16 protein-coding genes are annotated in these 16,924 nt (G+C 52.3%); 1 reads left to right on the forward strand and 15 read right to left on the reverse strand.

Annotation, left to right across the window (positions count from 1 at the left end):
- Positions 1-74: 74 nt before the first annotated feature.
- Positions 75-482: a LysR family transcriptional regulator substrate-binding protein gene (locus tag AC4OGX_RS20540; protein ID WP_493332689.1), complete on the forward strand. Its 408-nt coding sequence runs from the start codon at positions 75-77 to the stop codon at positions 480-482.
- A 37-nt stretch (positions 483-519) separates the two neighbouring features.
- Here AC4OGX_RS20540 and AC4OGX_RS20545 read toward each other — a convergent pair whose 3' ends face one another.
- The 15 genes from AC4OGX_RS20545 to cobT form a co-directional block, all read right to left on the reverse strand.
- On the reverse strand, positions 520-990 hold the full coding sequence (locus AC4OGX_RS20545; protein WP_493332690.1) for a precorrin-2 dehydrogenase/sirohydrochlorin ferrochelatase family protein: 471 nt from the start codon (positions 988-990) through the stop codon (positions 520-522).
- A gap of 20 nt (positions 991-1,010) precedes the next feature.
- Positions 1,011-1,649, reverse strand: a complete 639-nt coding sequence (locus AC4OGX_RS20550; RefSeq protein ID WP_493332691.1) for a precorrin-8X methylmutase — start codon at positions 1,647-1,649, stop codon at positions 1,011-1,013.
- The gene (locus AC4OGX_RS20555; protein WP_493332692.1) at positions 1,646-2,773 is read right to left on the reverse strand and encodes a bifunctional adenosylcobinamide kinase/adenosylcobinamide-phosphate guanylyltransferase; all 1,128 of its coding nucleotides are present in this window, start codon (positions 2,771-2,773) and stop codon (positions 1,646-1,648) included. The genes AC4OGX_RS20550 and AC4OGX_RS20555 overlap by 4 nt, the downstream gene beginning before the upstream one ends.
- A 99-nt stretch (positions 2,774-2,872) precedes the next feature.
- Positions 2,873-4,522, reverse strand: coding sequence for a peptide ABC transporter substrate-binding protein (locus AC4OGX_RS20560; RefSeq protein ID WP_493332694.1), 1,650 nt, complete (start codon positions 4,520-4,522; stop codon positions 2,873-2,875).
- 48 nt (positions 4,523-4,570) lie between these two features.
- Positions 4,571-6,400, reverse strand: coding sequence for an ABC transporter ATP-binding protein (locus AC4OGX_RS20565; protein WP_493332696.1), 1,830 nt, complete (start codon positions 6,398-6,400; stop codon positions 4,571-4,573).
- Between the two features lie 6 nt (positions 6,401-6,406).
- Positions 6,407-7,267 (reverse strand): ABC transporter permease, encoded by an 861-nt coding sequence (locus AC4OGX_RS20570; RefSeq protein ID WP_493332697.1) that lies wholly within the window; start codon positions 7,265-7,267, stop codon positions 6,407-6,409.
- Positions 7,264-8,184, reverse strand: coding sequence for an ABC transporter permease (locus AC4OGX_RS20575; RefSeq protein ID WP_493332698.1), 921 nt, complete (start codon positions 8,182-8,184; stop codon positions 7,264-7,266). The genes AC4OGX_RS20570 and AC4OGX_RS20575 overlap by 4 nt, the downstream gene beginning before the upstream one ends.
- Before the next feature lie 99 nt (positions 8,185-8,283).
- Positions 8,284-9,822, reverse strand: coding sequence for a uroporphyrinogen-III C-methyltransferase (gene cobA / locus AC4OGX_RS20580; protein WP_493332699.1), 1,539 nt, complete (start codon positions 9,820-9,822; stop codon positions 8,284-8,286).
- Positions 9,823-9,824: 2 nt separating this feature from the next.
- Complete coding sequence (gene hemC / locus AC4OGX_RS20585) at positions 9,825-10,706, reverse strand: hydroxymethylbilane synthase (protein ID WP_493332700.1); 882 nt, start codon at positions 10,704-10,706, stop codon at positions 9,825-9,827.
- The gene (locus AC4OGX_RS20590) at positions 10,706-12,220 is read right to left on the reverse strand and encodes a cobyric acid synthase (RefSeq protein ID WP_493332701.1); all 1,515 of its coding nucleotides are present in this window, start codon (positions 12,218-12,220) and stop codon (positions 10,706-10,708) included. Before AC4OGX_RS20590 ends, hemC begins: the two co-directional genes overlap by 1 nt.
- A gap of 1 nt (position 12,221) precedes the next feature.
- Positions 12,222-13,286, reverse strand: coding sequence for a pyridoxal phosphate-dependent aminotransferase (locus AC4OGX_RS20595; RefSeq protein ID WP_493332703.1), 1,065 nt, complete (start codon positions 13,284-13,286; stop codon positions 12,222-12,224).
- Between the two features lie 106 nt (positions 13,287-13,392).
- Positions 13,393-14,361: an adenosylcobinamide-phosphate synthase CbiB gene (gene cbiB / locus AC4OGX_RS20600; RefSeq protein ID WP_493332705.1), complete on the reverse strand. Its 969-nt coding sequence runs from the start codon at positions 14,359-14,361 to the stop codon at positions 13,393-13,395.
- Positions 14,358-14,966 carry a histidine phosphatase family protein gene (locus AC4OGX_RS20605; protein WP_493332707.1) on the reverse strand — a complete coding sequence of 203 codons (609 nt, stop codon included), beginning with the start codon at positions 14,964-14,966 and terminating at the stop codon, positions 14,358-14,360. The genes cbiB and AC4OGX_RS20605 overlap by 4 nt, the downstream gene beginning before the upstream one ends.
- A complete protein-coding gene (gene cobS / locus AC4OGX_RS20610) occupies positions 14,963-15,724 on the reverse strand; it encodes an adenosylcobinamide-GDP ribazoletransferase (RefSeq protein ID WP_493332708.1) in 762 nt (253 codons plus the stop codon). The genes AC4OGX_RS20605 and cobS overlap by 4 nt, the downstream gene beginning before the upstream one ends.
- 41 nt (positions 15,725-15,765) lie before the next feature.
- On the reverse strand, positions 15,766-16,854 hold the full coding sequence (gene cobT, locus AC4OGX_RS20615; RefSeq protein WP_493332709.1) for a nicotinate-nucleotide--dimethylbenzimidazole phosphoribosyltransferase: 1,089 nt from the start codon (positions 16,852-16,854) through the stop codon (positions 15,766-15,768).
- Positions 16,855-16,924: the final 70 nt, after the last annotated feature.

Genomic DNA, 16,924 nt, shown 5'->3' on the forward strand with positions numbered 1-16,924 from the left:
AAGATATCTGTTCATTCCCGCATCTGCTGTCTTCTTTTAGTCGCCTGCAAAAGCGTTCGCAGTCTTATATCACTGTGTTATTACCGTATAGGATGCCTGCGAAGGATACCTGGGGTGTGCTCATGCGCAGAGATTCCGTGCTGGCTAAAAAGGAGGCGATCACGCCGGAAGACTTGTGGGATCAGCCGCTGTTCATTTCCCATCAGAGAAACCAGGACAGCCTTTTCCTCTCATGGCTGAACCGTGATGTAGAACAGCTGAATATTGTGGCAACTTATAATCTGCTGTTCAACGCTTCCCTGTTGGTGGACGAGGGGCTTGGATATGCCATCGGACTGGACAGGATCATCCATACCTCAAAAGACAGCAGTCTCTGCTTCCAGCCTTTGGAACCACTGGTGGAAGCAGAAATGAGTATTGTATGGAAAAAATATCAGATATTCTCAAAGGCTGCTGAAAAATTCATGATGAAAATGAAGTAAATCCAGGAGGGAGGAAGGATGGAACTGTAAAAGTGGTCTAAAGAATTACCCCCTCTATCTTCTCCCGAACCCTCTTCACCTTCCCGGGATCTTTCCCTCCGGAATTAATACCGACCACGATATCGTCCTGTTTAATCACAGATGGAAAATAAAAATCGCACAGCTCCCGGTCACTTGCCACGCTGAGAAGTATCCTTTTTCCACTTTCCGTTTCCTTTTTCCGGCACTCCTGTGCAATTTTCTGATTGAGTTCCTTATCATCGGTTGCCGCCAGAACCATATCCGCATCGAGAATATCTCCTTCCTGATATTCCCGATGCATAAGGCATATTTTTCCTTCCGTTTCCAGCAGCTTCAAGGAATCTGTGCCATCAGGTGCGATTACGGTTATGTCCGATGCAAACTGCAGCAGGGTCTTAATCCTTCGCGTGGCGATCGTTCCACCGCCGACAACAATGATCTTCATTTCCGAGATATCTACAAACATTGGGAAATATGCTTTTTCCATTTTGAGTCCTCCATAAACTCCTAGTCCAGCATGTAAAGCAGAGCGTTACAGATGCAGGCCGCAATATTGCTTCCGCCCTTGCGCCCTCTGGCAACAATGGAAGGTACATCTTTCAGCTCCAGGATCAGTTCTTTTGACTGCACCACGTTCACGAATCCTACCGGAACTGCGATGATCAGTTCCGGATCCAGACGTCCTTCTTTCACAAGCTCATACAGCCTGACCAGTGCGGTCGGCGCATTTCCAATGGCAAAGATCAGCTTCTTATTAAGGGCAGCCGCCTTATCCATGCTTGCTGTGGCCCTGGTCGTTCCCTGCTCTTTGGCAGCCGCAGCAACGTCTTCGTCTGACATGAAGCAGAACACCTCGCCACCATATTTTGCAAGCTTCTTCTTATTGATCCCGGCTTTTCCCATCTGAGTGTCGGTCACGATACATGCACCGTCTTTCAAAGCCTGCAGTACCTTCTCCACAACACCCTCCGTAAACACCAGATTTTTCGCATAATCAAAGTCCGCGCTTGTATGGATACACCGCTTCACGATCGGCTCTGTACCGGGAATCAGCGGTGTATCCCCAAGCTCCTCTGTGATCATTTCAAAACTTCTTGCCTCTATTTCAGCCGGAAGTACTTTTTCCAGTTCTATGTGCTCCATCATGATTCTTCCCCTTTCAATGTAACGCCTATCCCACAGACTACCCGGTCCACCCGGGAGGAAAGCTGCGCCAGCTCTGTTAAGATGCGTCCTGTCTGCTCTCTGTATTCTCTGTCAAATGCCTCGACCGGGACAAGCCCGTATCCGATTTCCGTACTCACGATCACGAGTTCCGGATTCTTCTCTGCGATCCGAGCGGGAAGGGTGGAAATGTCCTCTCCGGCTTTCAGCATCCGTTTGATCAAAAGCTCGAAATGCTCAATACCGTCGCAGGAATAAAGCTCTTCAAAAGAGCAGCTCTCTCCGTCAGCCCAGACAAAGTTCTCCTTCGTGTCGTCTGATGCATCCGAATGCATCCTGCTGTATTTTCTTTTTGCATACTCTGATTTTCCCTGATGCGCACCGCCGATTACTAACTTCATATGTGGCTCTCCTTCACTGCTCCAACTATCTTTCGTACTATCCGGTTCTGCCGCGCCGGGACATTTCACCATAACGGGAATCCCATACACCACTTCTGTGACCGCATCCGCCATCTGTGCAAGCCTGACATTCACTGCCGCCAGAATGCGTTTGTACATCTGCATCTCTTCGGAATCCTCTGCACACTCCGAACAGACCTCATTGGTCACGATCACCAGATGGCTGCATCTCTCTTTCAGCGCCATGACTCCTCGCAGGATCCGCTCTGTTACTGTATCCTCTGCTGTTTCTTTTGTTACTGTTTCTTCTGCCAGAGTTTCCTCCGCCCCGGAACGATCCGGCTGACCGGCCTCATTCGCTGGCTCATAGGCCTCACTCGCCGGCTGGTAGATCTCATTCGCCGTCAGATTGGACATGCACTCCAGCAGGACACAGGGCTTTTTCGCGTTCTCCCAGCCGGGGCAGTCCCTGCTGCCCTGCCTGGCCATCTGTTCCAGCCCGGTATAACACTCTATAGTCTGAAATCCCTTATCCGCGCGCATCCTGCGGTGGCGATTGATCTTTTGCTTTGTCTCTTCCCCGAAGGGCATCATGGTGGCGATATAAAACAAGTCTCCTGCACACTCTGCGGCATATCCGCAGATCATATCCTCTGCAAACGCAGATTTTCCGCTCCCGCTGCCCCCGGTTACAAGATGAAACATCTAAGGCACCTCCCTAACACATGTATGTCATATCTATGTCATATCTATTCAGGCATATCCATTCGTCATAACTATTCAGTCCAATCTACTCAGTCTGATTTATTCTGTGATGTCCGCATACCGGTATTCTAACGCTCCGGTGGCCGGGATCTGTGTGATACCCTTGATAGTCGGACGGATCAGGTTACAGCTTTTCATGGAATACAGCGGGATGATATAAAACTCTTCCCCCACCGCCAGCTTCTCCGCCTCATGCATCAGCGCCGCCCTCTTTGCCGGATCTTTTTCCGTGTCGGACTGCGCAACCAGGGCATCATATTTCTCATCGTGGATGCAGCTGCAGTTGTAAGTACTGTTACTTAGCAGCATAGAAAGATAGGTATACGGATCTGCAAAGTCCGCAGTCCAGTTCATGCGGCACAGATCAAAGTTCCCTGCCCGGCGCTCCGTATAGTTCACCTGAAGCTCCTGTGCATTAAGTTCGATCTCAATATTTAAGTTCTGTTTTAACTGCTCCTGAACCACCTGGGCAGTGTCCGAATCCATTTCCAAAGACGGATAGTTATAAGTCAGCTTAGGGAATCCCTTTCCATCCGGGTACCCCGCCTCGGCCAGGAGTTTCTTTGCCTCCTCTAAGTTTTCCTCAAAGGGCGGCTCTGCCTCATCCACAAAATACCCTCCGGTCTGCTTATCCTTCATATATTTTGCGATGAAGTTCACGGTAGGGGACGTATCATCTCCCACCATCTTACACAATTCCTCGCGGTTGATGGCAAGATTGATAGCCTTTCTGACCCTCACATCATCCAGCGGTTTTACGTTCAGGTTCGGGTAAATGTATCTGGTAGCGATCGTATCCGTGATCACCAGATCGCCCTTCCCCTCATACAGCTCCATCACAGAAGACTGCAGAGCCGGCGCTACATCCACTTCCCCGGTCTCATAGGCACTGGCCATGGACTGCTGATCATCAAAGAAACGATACGTGATCTGGTCTAACTTGATCTGATCTGCATTCCAGTATTTCTCATTTTTCTTTACCACAAAATACTGCTCCGGCACATATTCCGCCAAGTAGAACGGGCCGTTTGCCACGCTTGTCTCAGGATTCTTATCCCATCCGCTGTCCACGGCATCCGCATATTTGACACAGGACGGTGTATACACAGGCAGCCTTAACAGATCCAGGAAATACACACAGGGCTTTTCCAGTGTAAATTCCAATGTGTAGTCATCCACTGCCCTGACGCCCAGTGTATCCACATCGGCGTCTCCGTTATAGATGGCCTCTGCATTCTTGATCGGGAAAAGATAATTGGCATATCCGTTCCCGCTTTTGGGATCCAGAGAGCGGACCATGGTATTTATAAAATCTGCCGCCGTCACCGGAGTCCCGTCCGACCACACCGCCTCTTTCCGAAGGTGAAAGGTCCATACGGTAGAGTCGTCATTGACCTCGTAGGATTCTGCCGCGCGGTAATCAATCTCCCCATTTTCATCATAGGTCAGAAGCTCATCCAATGCAGAAACCGAATAAGACAGATAGGTCAGGGCGATCATCCCCGCCGGATCTAATCCTCCGGTCTCGCTGTTTGTGGCGACCACGATTTCCTTTTGATCTCGGCCTTTGCCGTCTGTCTTTTTGTCCGGTGAATCCTTTCCTGCTCCGGCACATCCCCCCAGAAGCACTGCCGTACACAGCGAAGCCGTCATAAGAGTGCACAGTACTTTTTTCATTCGATTTTTCATTCACGTTCTCCTTCTATCCCGGTTAACGGTGTCATTTTCTAGTTGTGATTAAATTTGTGAAGTCATCTTCATGCCCGCGCTTCGTCTGCCCGCATGTTCCTCTGAATAGAGGAAACAGGCCACCTGCCGGCCTTCAAAATGGTATCTTTCGGGTCTGCCTGCAAAGCAGATATCCATGGCATATCCACATCTCGGAGCAAACGGGCATCCTCTGCCCAGAGGGACCTCCACCTTTTTTTCTTCCGTATGGAGGATTCCCTTTTTTCTTCTTGCTTTCCACGGATCGGGCACCAGTACCGCCGAGAGCAGCGCCTTTGTGTAAGGATGCCAGGGATCCTCATAGATCTCCTTTGTGCATCCGGTTTCCACAAGGCTGCCCGCGTACATCACTCCCATGTTCCGGCTGATACGCTTGACCACATTTAAGTCATGGGAAATAAACAGATAGGAAATTCCCCATTTTTTCTGTATTTCTTCCAACAGGCTTAGGATCTGCTCTTGAATCGACACATCCAGCGCCGAAACAGGCTCATCACAGATCAGAAGCTCCGGCCTTAGGATCAGCGCCCTGGCAATGCCGATCCGCTGGCGCTGCCCGCCGGAGAATGCCTTTGGATATTTTTTTGCATCCTCCGGGGTCAGACCGACCAGTCTTAACATCTCTTCTATTTTCTCAAGACGCTCTTCCTTCGTATCCTCTGTATTGAGAAGAAGAGGTTCTTCCAGGATCTCCCGGATCGTCATCCGGGGATTTAGGGATGCATAAGGATCCTGAAACACCATCTGCACCGGGTATTTTAGTCTCTTCTTTTCGCCCTCATACAAAATGGTTCCGGCCGTTGGTTTCAGGATCCCGGTAACCATCTTTGCCAACGTGGATTTTCCGCATCCGCTCTCCCCCACCAGTCCGTAGGTCTCCCCTTTTCTAATCTCAAAGGAGACATCCAGAACTGCCTCTGTCTTCTCCGGTTTCCTCCAATAGCCGAGATCCGTATAATACTTGCTCACGTGCTCCACCTTTAAAAGCGGATCTCCCACTTCCCGGCTTTTGGGAAGCTGTTGTAAATGGGAGGCCCGTTCAAGGAGTTTTTGGGTATAAGGATCCTTCGGCTCATAGAAAATATCTTCTACCGTGCCTTCTTCCACCAGCCTTCCCGCCTGCAGGACAAGCACCCGCCTGCATAAGGAGGCAATCGCTCCCAGATCGTGACTAACAAAGAGAATGGCTGTTCCCGTCTCCACGGATATTTTCTTTAACAGCTCTAATATCTGTCCCTGTACGGTCACATCCAGTGCTGTGGTCGGCTCATCCGCAATGAGCAGCTTCGGCTCGCAGGCAAGTGCGATTGCGATCACGACTCTCTGGCGCATCCCCCCGGACAGCTCGAAGGGATACTGCCCCATCCTTTTTGAGGCTTTTCTAATCCCCACCAGATCCAGAAGCTCCATCGCACGCTCCCCGGCCTCCTTCCTACTGCACTTTTTATGAGCGCGGATGGTCTCCGTGATCTGGCGCCCGATCTTCACGGTCGGATTTAAGTAGGTCAGCGGATCCTGGAATACCATTGCGATCTCATTTCCCCGCACAGACTCCATGGTCCGCTCATATGCCTTCCAGGCCTTTTTGTCCTTCCCCTTCTGATCTGGCGGAGTGATGTCTTTTCCATCCAGCAGGATTTTTTCACAGGACACCTCTGCCCTCTGGGGCAAAAGTCCCAGGACCGCGTGCATTCCGGTGCTTTTCCCTGAACCGGATTCCCCGACGATCCCCACGATCTCTCCCGAGCGCACTTCGAAAGACAGATGGCTTAAGGCCTCCTGACTTGTGTCTCTGCCATGAAATTGTACGCTTAAATCCTGTACGCTTAGTAAACTCATCTTTTCCTATCCTTCCTCCATCTGCCTCAGATGCCGTTCCAGTCCGGCCCCGATCAGATTCATAGAAAAAATCAAAATACATAAAACCAGAATGGGATACAGCATCTGGGACGGATATACCTGCATCTGGCTCCTCGCATCCTGGATCAGGGTTCCCAGGCTTGCCGCGGGGGCTGAGATCCCCACTCCCACAAAGCTTAAAAATGCCTCCGTAAAGATCGCCTTCGGTATCATAAACGTCAGGTTCACGATGACCGGCCCTGCCGCGTTGGGGAGCAGGTGACGCCTTAAGATCCGCCCTGTGCCCGCCCCTGCAAGACGGGCCGCCGTACAGAACTCTCTTGTTTTTAGCCGCTGCACTTCCCCCCGCACGATCCGCGCCAGATCGATCCAGCCCGAGATGCAGATTCCAAACAGGATACTGCCCACATTGGCCCCCATCACGAGCATGATCAAAATCACATATAACAGGGAAGGGATCGCATCGATCACATCTGCCCCGCGCATCATAAGAAGATCCGTTTTCCCGCCCAGATATCCTGCCGCACTCCCGTATAATATCCCGATGATCCCGCAGATCAGGGTGCTTCCGATTCCCACCGTCAGGCTGATCCTGGCTCCGTACCAGACTCTCACGAAAATGTCCCGTCCGAATTTATCCGTTCCAAAGGGATGGCGAAGTGAGGTGGCTGCATTCTGAAGCTCTGCACTCTGCTGTGTATGGGAATAAGGGGATATGGCCGGGACCAGCACTGCCAGAATCACCAGAACCGTTAATAACAAAACACCTACAAGGAACAGCCTGTCTATCTTCGGGGTCTGACCCTTTTGCTTTCCTATCTCTTTTCTCTTCTTCCAACTGCTCATCGGTATGCCCTCCTGACTCTCGGATCCAGCCATGCACAAAGCAGGTCTGTCAGGAGATTGATCCCGATCACGGTGACTCCCATGAAGGTGGTCAGTCCCAGGATCAGCGTATAGTCGCGGTTTGCGATAGAATTGACAAATTCCCTGCCTAGGCCGGGGATCGTGAAGACGCTTTCCACGACAAAGCTTCCTGTCATCAGAAATGCAGCCGCAGGTCCGATGTAGTTGAGCACCGGGATCCATGCATTTTTCAGGATATGGGTGATGGCTGTGCGTCTCCATTTCAGCCCCTTTGCCTTTGCAAGGATCACATAATCCTGCCCCATCTCCTCCCGGAATGTATTCTGCATCAGCCTTGTGATCACGGCCGCAGGGTATACTGCCAGGGAAATGACAGGCAGGATATAGTTTCTGGCCTCAGTCAGCCCGGCGATCGGAAGCAGTTTCAGTTTTACACCGAAGCACAACATCAAAAGAAGCGCGATCACAAAGTTGGGGATGCCTGTCCCCAGCATAGTCCCGAAGAAAATGCTGCCCTTCACGGCCTGTTTTTTAGAAGAAGCCTGCCAGATTCCTAAGGCTGTCCCCACAACTGCTGCAAGCAGGATCGCCAATGCTCCCAGAGCGGCCGTTGCGGGCCATGCCCGCCGGATCACCTCTCCCACGGTTACGCCAGGCTTCTTAAAGGACACTCCCAGGCTGCCGTGCATCAAGTTGGCAAGATAGGTCACATACTGTTTGGATACAGGCTCGTCAAGCCCATACTCCTCCTCCATAGACTCTAGCACAGACTCCGATACATTGCCCGTCTGGAACGGACTTCCCGGCATCATCCGGGTCAGGAAAAAGGCCGCCGTCACGAGTACAAAAAGAGAGAGTACGCCGATTAAGATCCGTTTGCATGTGTATTTGAGCATTTAAGCCTCCTCCTTTCGTACATTTCTGTTCAGTCTGTTCTCCCCAGACTATTCCACCAGGTCTGTTCTAACGCAGTCTGTTCCAAGTGATTTCATAAACTATTTTTCTGCCGCAAATTCTTCCAGGATCAATTCCACCATACTGTCGATGGAGGCTTTCTTCGAAATGCGGATCTGCATCCCATATTTCTCCGCCTCCGCCGCAGTCTGTTCGCCGATGCACACCGCATGAATGCCGTGATAATCCGGCAGATTAAGAGAATGAACGAATCCCTTCACCGTTGACGCGCTGGTAAAGGTCACTGCGTCGATCTCCCCGGATGCAAACTGTTCCTGTATCTTATCCCTGATCTGTTCATGGGTCTCATATACGGTCTCGTACAGCGGAATGTCCACTGCCTTGATCCCGGCTGCACGAAGCGGCGGGAGCAGTTCTTCCGATCCGGCGGCCGCGCGTACAATGGTTACCCGGCTGCCCGGCTCTGCCGCTTCTGCGATCTCCTCTCCAAGGCTTTTTGCACAGTATACCTGCGGCACAAGATCCGCGAAAAGCCCCCGCTCTTTTAATTCCCGTTCTGTAGCCGAGCCGATAGCCGCGATCTTCACCCTGGCAGGACAGCAGAAGATCTGTCTTAAGTCCATCCCCATCTCTGCCAGCTGCCCGAAGAAGACACGCACTCCGATGGGACTCGTAAAGACAAGCCATTCCTCAGCTGCCTGATGCCCGAATTCTCTCATGGCCTCTGTCAGCGCCGGATTCGGAGAGATGGTCTTCGTATCAATGGAGGGCAGCTCGATCACCTGTGCCCCCAGGGCGCGCAGTTTCTCCGCCAGCCTGGAGCTGTTCTGCCTCGGACGTGTGATCAGGATCTGCGTCCCTCCAAGGGTTCTGTCCTCGGCCCAGTGGAAGTCGTCTGCCAGTGCGCACACCTCTCCCACCAGAATGATAGCCGGAGTACTAATCTTTGTCTTCTTCGCATCCTCCGTAAGATGTGCCACCGTAGAAACCACGCGGCGCTGGGATGAAAGTGTTCCCTTTTCCAGCACTGCCGCCGGAGTATCCGGGTTCATCCCGGCCCCCATCAGTCCGTTTAAGATCGTTTCCATCGAGGAAATTCCCATCAAAAATACTAACGTTCCTTTCAGATTGACAAGAGAGGGGTAATCTACCCTGCTGGTCCCGTCTTTCCTCGGATGTCCGGTGATCACATGGAAGGAGGAAGTGAACTCTCTGTGCGTGATCGGAATTCCCGCATAGGCAGGCACTGCCGCGGCAGAGGTGATTCCCGGCACGATCTCAAACGGAATCTTATGCTCCTTTAACAGCTCCAGCTCCTCGCCCCCGCGTCCGAACACAAAGGGGTCACCGCCCTTGAGACGGAGTACCTTTTTCCCTTTCTGCGCCTCTGCAAGCAGGATCTGGTTCGTCTCCTCCTGAGGGACCATGTGGTGCCCGGAACGCTTGCCTACATGGATCATTTCTTTATCCGGAGGGATCAGACTTAAGATCTCTGCGCTGATCAGGGCGTCGTACACGATCACATCCACACTCTCCATCAGTCCTCTTGTCTTAACCGTCAAAAGTCCTGCGTCTCCGGGGCCTGCACCTGCAAGCCATACTTTGCCTTTCTGCTCCATCTCTAACTCCTCTTTCTCATCTCTTCTGCCAGGGAAGCGCCCAGCTGTCTTGCTTTTGAAGCCTCCCCGATCCTCGTTTCCACCCAGAAGGTATCATCCTCCTCGCGGTAGTAAAGTCCCCAAAGCTTTAACTCTTCCCCGGACACCACGGCATGAGCCGCCACCGGAGAGGTACAGCCGCCGTCCAGGGCTTTGACGAATTCCCGCTCTGCCCCTGCTTCTGCCTCACTTTTCCTGCTTACAATGCAGTCCAGATAAGAGTGGTCTTCCCCTTTTCTTCCCTGGATCGCCAAAATCCCCTGCCCTGCCGCCGGAACCATCTCATCCACCTCAAACACTCGGCCCATAACGGATTCCATATGAAGCCTTTTGAGTCCCGCAGCCGCCAGGACCGTCCCGTCAAAGTTCTGCTCCTCTAATTTCTTAAGGCGTGTCTGCACATTTCCCCGGATCCCTGCAAAGCTGCAGGAGGGATACAGCTTACTTAACTGGATCATCCTGCGTCTGCTTGAGGTTCCGATGACGCCGCCTTCCGGGATCTGTGTCTTTCCCGGCTTGAAGATCAGCGCATCTCTTGGATCCTCCCGCCTGCTGTATCCGATCAGGGGCAGTTCTTCCGGAACTTCCATCGGCATATCCTTTAAACTATGTACGGAAATATCGATCCGCCCCTCCAGAAGTGCCTTATCCAGCTCCTTCACAAACAGCCCTTTTCCGCCGATCAGTTCCAGACTTTTGTCCAGAATCTTATCCCCTGTGGTTTTCATCGTCACCAGCTCCACCTGTATCTCAGGGTGATGCTTCTCGATCGCATTCTTTACGATTTCCGCCTGTATGACGGCAAGCCTGCTTTCCCGGCTGCCGATCCGAATGATAGACTTCATTATGCCTCATTTCCTTTCCAAAGAATCTGGTAAATGGCATCCATATCCAGACTCTCTCTGATGATATCTGCCAGTTTATCATACTGCTGTTCTTTATAAACTTCAAGGTCGACTGCTTTGATATCACTCTCATCCAGTCCCTTGGATCTCAAAAGAGCCCTGATCAGTCCGCCGGCCGCCTCCGGCTTATCAAAGACACCGTGAACGTAGCAGCCGTATACGCTGCCCTTTGCCGCTCCGTCCAGCTTCCCTGCGCCTTTCTTCACATCATCCTTCAAGGACAAAATCGCCTCTTTGCTTACGTTCGTGGTCGTTCCCATGTGGATCTCGTATCCCTCGATTTCGACCCCTTCAAGGCCGCTTAACATTCCTTCCATCTGCCGGAAGGTTCCGCGTACCCTGGTTCTTGTCTTCTCCTCTTCAAACACGGTCTTCGTTGGAAGGAGTCCCATCCCCTGAATGGTACCCTGCTGTTCCACCCCTTTCGGATCTGTGATTTCCTCACCCAGCATCTGATAGCCGCCGCAGATCCCGAAGACCAGTTTCCCTGCATTGGCATGACGGATGACCTTGGTCTCCAGCCCGCTTTGGCGCATCCAGAGCAGATCTTGGATAGTATTCTTGCTGCCCGGAATCAGCACCGCATCCGGATCACCGAACTCTCCCGGTGTACTCACATACCGAAGAGATACGCCCTCCATACATTCCAAAGCCATAAAATCTGTGAAGTTGGAAATCCTCGGCAGCCTGATCACGGCAATGTCGATCAGCCCCCCTGTCTCCTTTTTCTGGAAACGCTCGCTTAGGCTGTCCTCATCGTCAATATCCAGATGAAAATAAGGCACCACGCCGCGCACCGGGATATGGGTCTTATCCTCCAGCATCTTTAGGCCAGGGGCCAGGATGTCCTTATCCCCCCGGAACTTATTGATGATCGTTCCTTTAATGCGTTTTCTTTCCTGTTCCTCCAGAAGCTCGATGGTCCCGACCAGCTGGGCAAAGACGCCTCCCCGGTCGATGTCGCCCACCAGAAGTACCGGAGCGTCAACCAGCTCTGCCAGTCCCATATTGACGATATCCTCATCCTTTAAGTTGATCTCCGCCGGACTTCCGGCACCTTCGATCACAATTACGTCATACTCTTCTTCCAGTTTATGATATGCATCCAGAACCGCAGGTACGAATTCTTTTTTGCAGCGGTAGTACTCTGCCGCTGACATGACTCTTGTCACCTCGCCGTTTACGATCACCTGGGAACCGGTATCATTGGTCGGTTTGAGCAGAATCGGGTTCATCAAAACGGAGGGTTCAATGCCTGCCGCCTCCGCCTGCATCACCTGCGCCCGTCCCATTTCCAGGCCGTCCTTCGTGATAAATGAATTCAGTGCCATGTTCTGTGACTTAAACGGAGCCGTCTTATATCCGTCCTGATGAAAGACCCTGCACAGCCCTCCTGCTAAAATACTTTTCCCTGCATTGGACATCGTGCCCTGTATCATAATGCATTTTGCCATCTCATGCTCCCCCTTCCTCTGACTTTTCATTTCTGTAGATCTCTTCCAGTGCTTCTAAAAGCTGTTTATTTTCTGATCTTAACCTCACTGCCGTGCGGTAATATCCTTTTTCCAATCCCTCATAATTACTGCAGTCCCGGATCAGGATCTTCTTCTCCTTCAAACGTTTGGACAGATCAAAGCTGCTTTTAAGCAGGATATAATTTGCCGCGGATGGAAAATGCTTCACGCCGATCTGATCCATCCGCTCCTCCATCCATCTGCGCTCTTCCTTTACAAAAGCTCTTGTCCTTTCCACCCAGTCCGGTTCCGTAAGTGCCGCCAGTCCTGCCTCCTGTGCAGCCACGGATACGCTCCATGGCTGCCGCACCAGAGAAAGCCGATCAAGCAGCCCCTCATTGGCACTGAATCCATAGCCAAGGCGGAGTCCGGGCATGGCGTGCATCTTCGTAAACGCCCTCATCAGGAACACCCACGGCGATTCCATAGCCTCCTTCGGAGTCAGCACCTGCTCCTGATCTTCCAGAAATTCATAGAAACACTCATCCAGCACCAGGAGGATGTGATACTCTCTGCATTTCTGTATGATCTTTTCAAGCAGGTCCTTTTCGATCTCCTGCCCGGTGGGATTATCCGGGGAACATAAGAATGCCATATCCACATCCTCGTTGAACTTCTCCAGATAATCCTCCCCCAGACGAAACCCGTCTTCCTCCCGGAGTCTGTGATACACGATCTCACAGTCCACGGCGTGAAGCGCCTGGGCATATTCTAAGAAGCAGGGGGCCGTCAGCACCGCCTTTTCCGGCCTCACGGCAAAGACCAGGGAGAAGATCAGGTCCGCCGCTCCATTCCCGAATACGAGGGATTCTTCCGGGACTCCCTCCTTTTGGGAGACTGCCTTACGAAGCCGCCTGCATCTGCTGTCCGGGTAGGCGCCGATGTGAGGGGCGGATGCTGCCACCGCATCCATCACCTTCCTACTTGGCCCAAAGGGATTGATGTTTGCCGAAAAATCAAGCATCCCCTCATATGTATAAATGTCTCCGCCATGCATGTATTCCATAAGTCCTCCCGAATCAACTGTCATTTTCTGCAAATCAACTGTATTTCCCTGCAAAATGTGCTTTTCTGCAAATCCATGGTGTTTTCTGCTTAGCACGGCTCTTTTTCTACATGTATAAAGACAACCAGCAAAGCTTCACGATCCCGAATACCACGAAGGTCAGAACCGCCGTTACATACATCAAGGAATTGGCCCGCGGGATATCTTCTGCTTCCACGGGACGTACCGCATCACCTATGTACTCTTTTTTATATAACTTTCCAAAGTAAAACGCATCTCCCGCCAGCCGAATCCCCAGCGCCCCGGCGCACACGGCCTCCGTCTGCGCGGAGTTGGGGCTTGCATGTTTGCGCTTGTCCCGAAGATAGATGCTCCATGCCCTGTGCCCGTCCAGCTTTAACAGGTATGCCGCCAGCGTCATCAGCACCGCTGAGAGCCTGGCCGGGATATAATTCAGCACATCATCCAGCTTTGCCGCACACCGCCCCAGGTAAAGGTATTTCTCATCCTTATATCCGATCATCGAATCCATGGTATTCACTGCCTTGTAGAAAAATCCGAAAGGGGCGCCTCCGATCATCATGAACAGAAGGGGCGCGGTCACTCCGTCGGATGTATTTTCCGCCACCGTCTCCACGGCCGCCTTCACAACCCCTGCTTCATCCAGACTGTCGGTATCCCTTCCCACGATCATGGAAACGGCTTTTCTGGCTCCTTTTAAATCCTTCTTTTTGATCTCATGGTATACCTTCATGCTCTCTTGTTTCAGAGACTTTGCCGCCAGAAGCTGATAGCACCAGAAGCTCTCCAGGGCCAGTGAAAGCCCCGGGTGGATCCGCCCTGCCCCATACAGCAAAAGCAGCGGAACCGCCGTGGAAAGGCCCGCCACGATGATCAAAAGCAGCACACCTGCTGCCAGAAGCGCATTTTGATGTTCCCCGCACAGCCTGCGGGCCAGCTTTTCCAGGCCCGCGATCAGCGCTCCGATCAGGCGGACCGGATGGTACAGCCACACCGGGTCCCCGAATAGAAAATCTAACACAAAACCTGTCCCGCAGGCGATCAATGACATCATAACCGTTCTATCTCCCTGAATTCTTTTGCGCCTGTCTCCCAGGCCTTCTCATCCAGCGTCACCAGGTAACCGCCTCCGTTTTCCACCTGCCAGTGGTAAAACTCCCGCTTCTCCCGATCAAACGCAGTCAGCACCGACATGATCGTGCCGCCGTGGACCACCATAGCCCCGGTCTTACATCCCCGCCGGATCAGTTCCTGTAACGTCTCTTCAAATCCTCTGACGCACCGGGCCTTAAAGTCTTCATGCGCCTCCCCCTCCGGAAAGGGGAGTGTTCCCCGCGAATCCAGCCATTCCTGGTAGGAGGAAAGACTCTTTAGCTCCTCATAATTCTTCTCCTCGAACAGCCCGAAATCACACTCCCGCATGTCCTCACACAGATAAAGCTCTTTTCCCGGAAACAAATATCCGGCCGTCTGGATGCAGCGCTTCATAGGGCTTGCTGCCACCTCATCGGGCATTCCTTTTTCTTTTAAGATCTTCCGCTTTTCTTCCACAAGGCCGGACAGCGCATCGTTTTCCAAAAGAGGCTCGTCTGTCCGCCCCACATAGCGTCTTTTCACATTCCCCGGTGTCTGGAAATGCCGTATCAACATGATCTTCATAACAATCCTCCAAATAACACAACGGCCGTGAGTACTGCCAGTTCACAGATCTGCAGGAAATAGCCCGCCAGATCCCCGGTCACACCTCCGAACTGCTTATCACAGAGTCTTCTGTAGTACAAAAATGCCAGGACCGACGCAGTCAGCGCAGCCCCTCCCAGGATGGGACTCAGGAAAAGGACAAGAGCTGAGAACACAAGCAGATAGAGGATCATAACCACACGGACATTTTTCCGCTTTGCCCCGTCCTGGAAGGTGCGGGCCAGACCGGAATTTCTCGCCGCCTGGAAGGTGACGATGGAAAATCCGCTGAAAGAACGGGAAAGTACATACCCACACGCGATCACAGGAAGCATCTCATAAGACACCTCGCTCCACAGGGCCAGACTCCAGAGGAAATAGCATCCCAGGCCGAGAATCGCGAATGCACCGGAGTTGGAATCCTTTAAGATCATAAGCTTCTTCTCCCTGTCCCCATAGGAGCTGACCGCATCCATCGTATCCATGAATCCGTCCATGTGGATCCCTCCTGTCACCAGAACAGGGAGCAGCGTCATGGCCGCCGCAAAAAACAATCTGCCCACACCGGCTTTGAATAAAAGCCCGCCAAGGAGCACCTCCAGGATCCCGATCACTGCCCCGATCACAGGAAAAAAGCACATGGCATACTTCATATTTTTTTCATTCCAGTCCACACGCGGCATCGGGATCTTGGAATACATGGAAAATGCTACCGCACATGATTCAAGCAGATACATGACTCTCCCTCACTTTTTCTACCGGACATACTCCGGTTCTTTTACTTTAATACCTCATACTTCTCGATCTTCGTCTCCTCGAATGTGCTCATCCGGCGGTAGACACTCAGCCCCATCTCCAGCAGCGGAAAGACGGCGACTGCACCGCTTCCCTCTCCCAGGCACATATCACAGGTTAAGAGGGGGGAGACGCCTAACGCGTCCAGAAGCATCTGTCCTGCCGGTTCTTTGGATACATGGGAGGGCATGATGTAATCCCCCGCATCCGGCACCATGCGTACCGCACAAAGCGCCGCCACGGCTGAGATGAACCCATCGATCACCACAGGGATGTGATAGAGTGCCCCTCCTAAGTACACCCCGGTAAGTCCGGCGATATCCAGTCCTCCGACCTTGGCAAGCACGTCTAAGGCATCCTCTTGATCCGGCTTGTGAAGGCTGATCCCTCTTTTGATGGCCGCGATCTTTTTCTCCAGCCCTTCACTGGTTAGACCTGCGCCCTTTCCGGTCACCTTTTCCACCGGCTCCTTGAGAAGGACCGCCGCCACCGCACTGCTGGTGGTGGTATTGCCGATCCCCATTTCTCCGGTTGCTATGATGTCATAGCCTTCCTTTTTCAGCTTTTCCACCATACGGATCCCAACTAAAACCGCGCGCCATGCTTCCTCTCGTGTCATGGCAGGCTCCCTGGCCAGATTTTTCGTCCCATAGGCGATCTTCTGTCCCTGCCTGGTCACGGAAGGAACATCGGTTACCATTCCAATATCCACCGGGAACAGATCTGCACCCGCAACCTCGCTCATGATCGCCACACTAGCCGCCTTCTTTGTAAAATTATCCGCAACGATGGCTGTGACTTCCTGTCCCGTCTGGGTTACCCCTTCTGAGACCACGCCGTTGTCCGCACACATGATGACCAGGCCCTTTTTCTTTAATTCGAATTCCGGGGTCCGCTTGATCCCTGCCATGCGGATCACCGCATCCTCCAGCTTTCCAAGGCTGAACAGCGGCTTTGCCACGGACAGCCAGCGTTTTTCTGCCGCCTCAATGCTGGCCGCATCGGCTGGTGAGATCAGCCCCTTAACGTCTTTCAGTGTGATCGTATCTGTAATTTCTATTTCCTGTATCATTTCATGTGCCTTCCTTTCTTCTCACTAAACGATGTGAGGCTTACGTCTGCCTGTCCGCTCCTGCTCCCCC

It is taken from the genome of Faecalicatena sp., assembly GCF_058819085.1.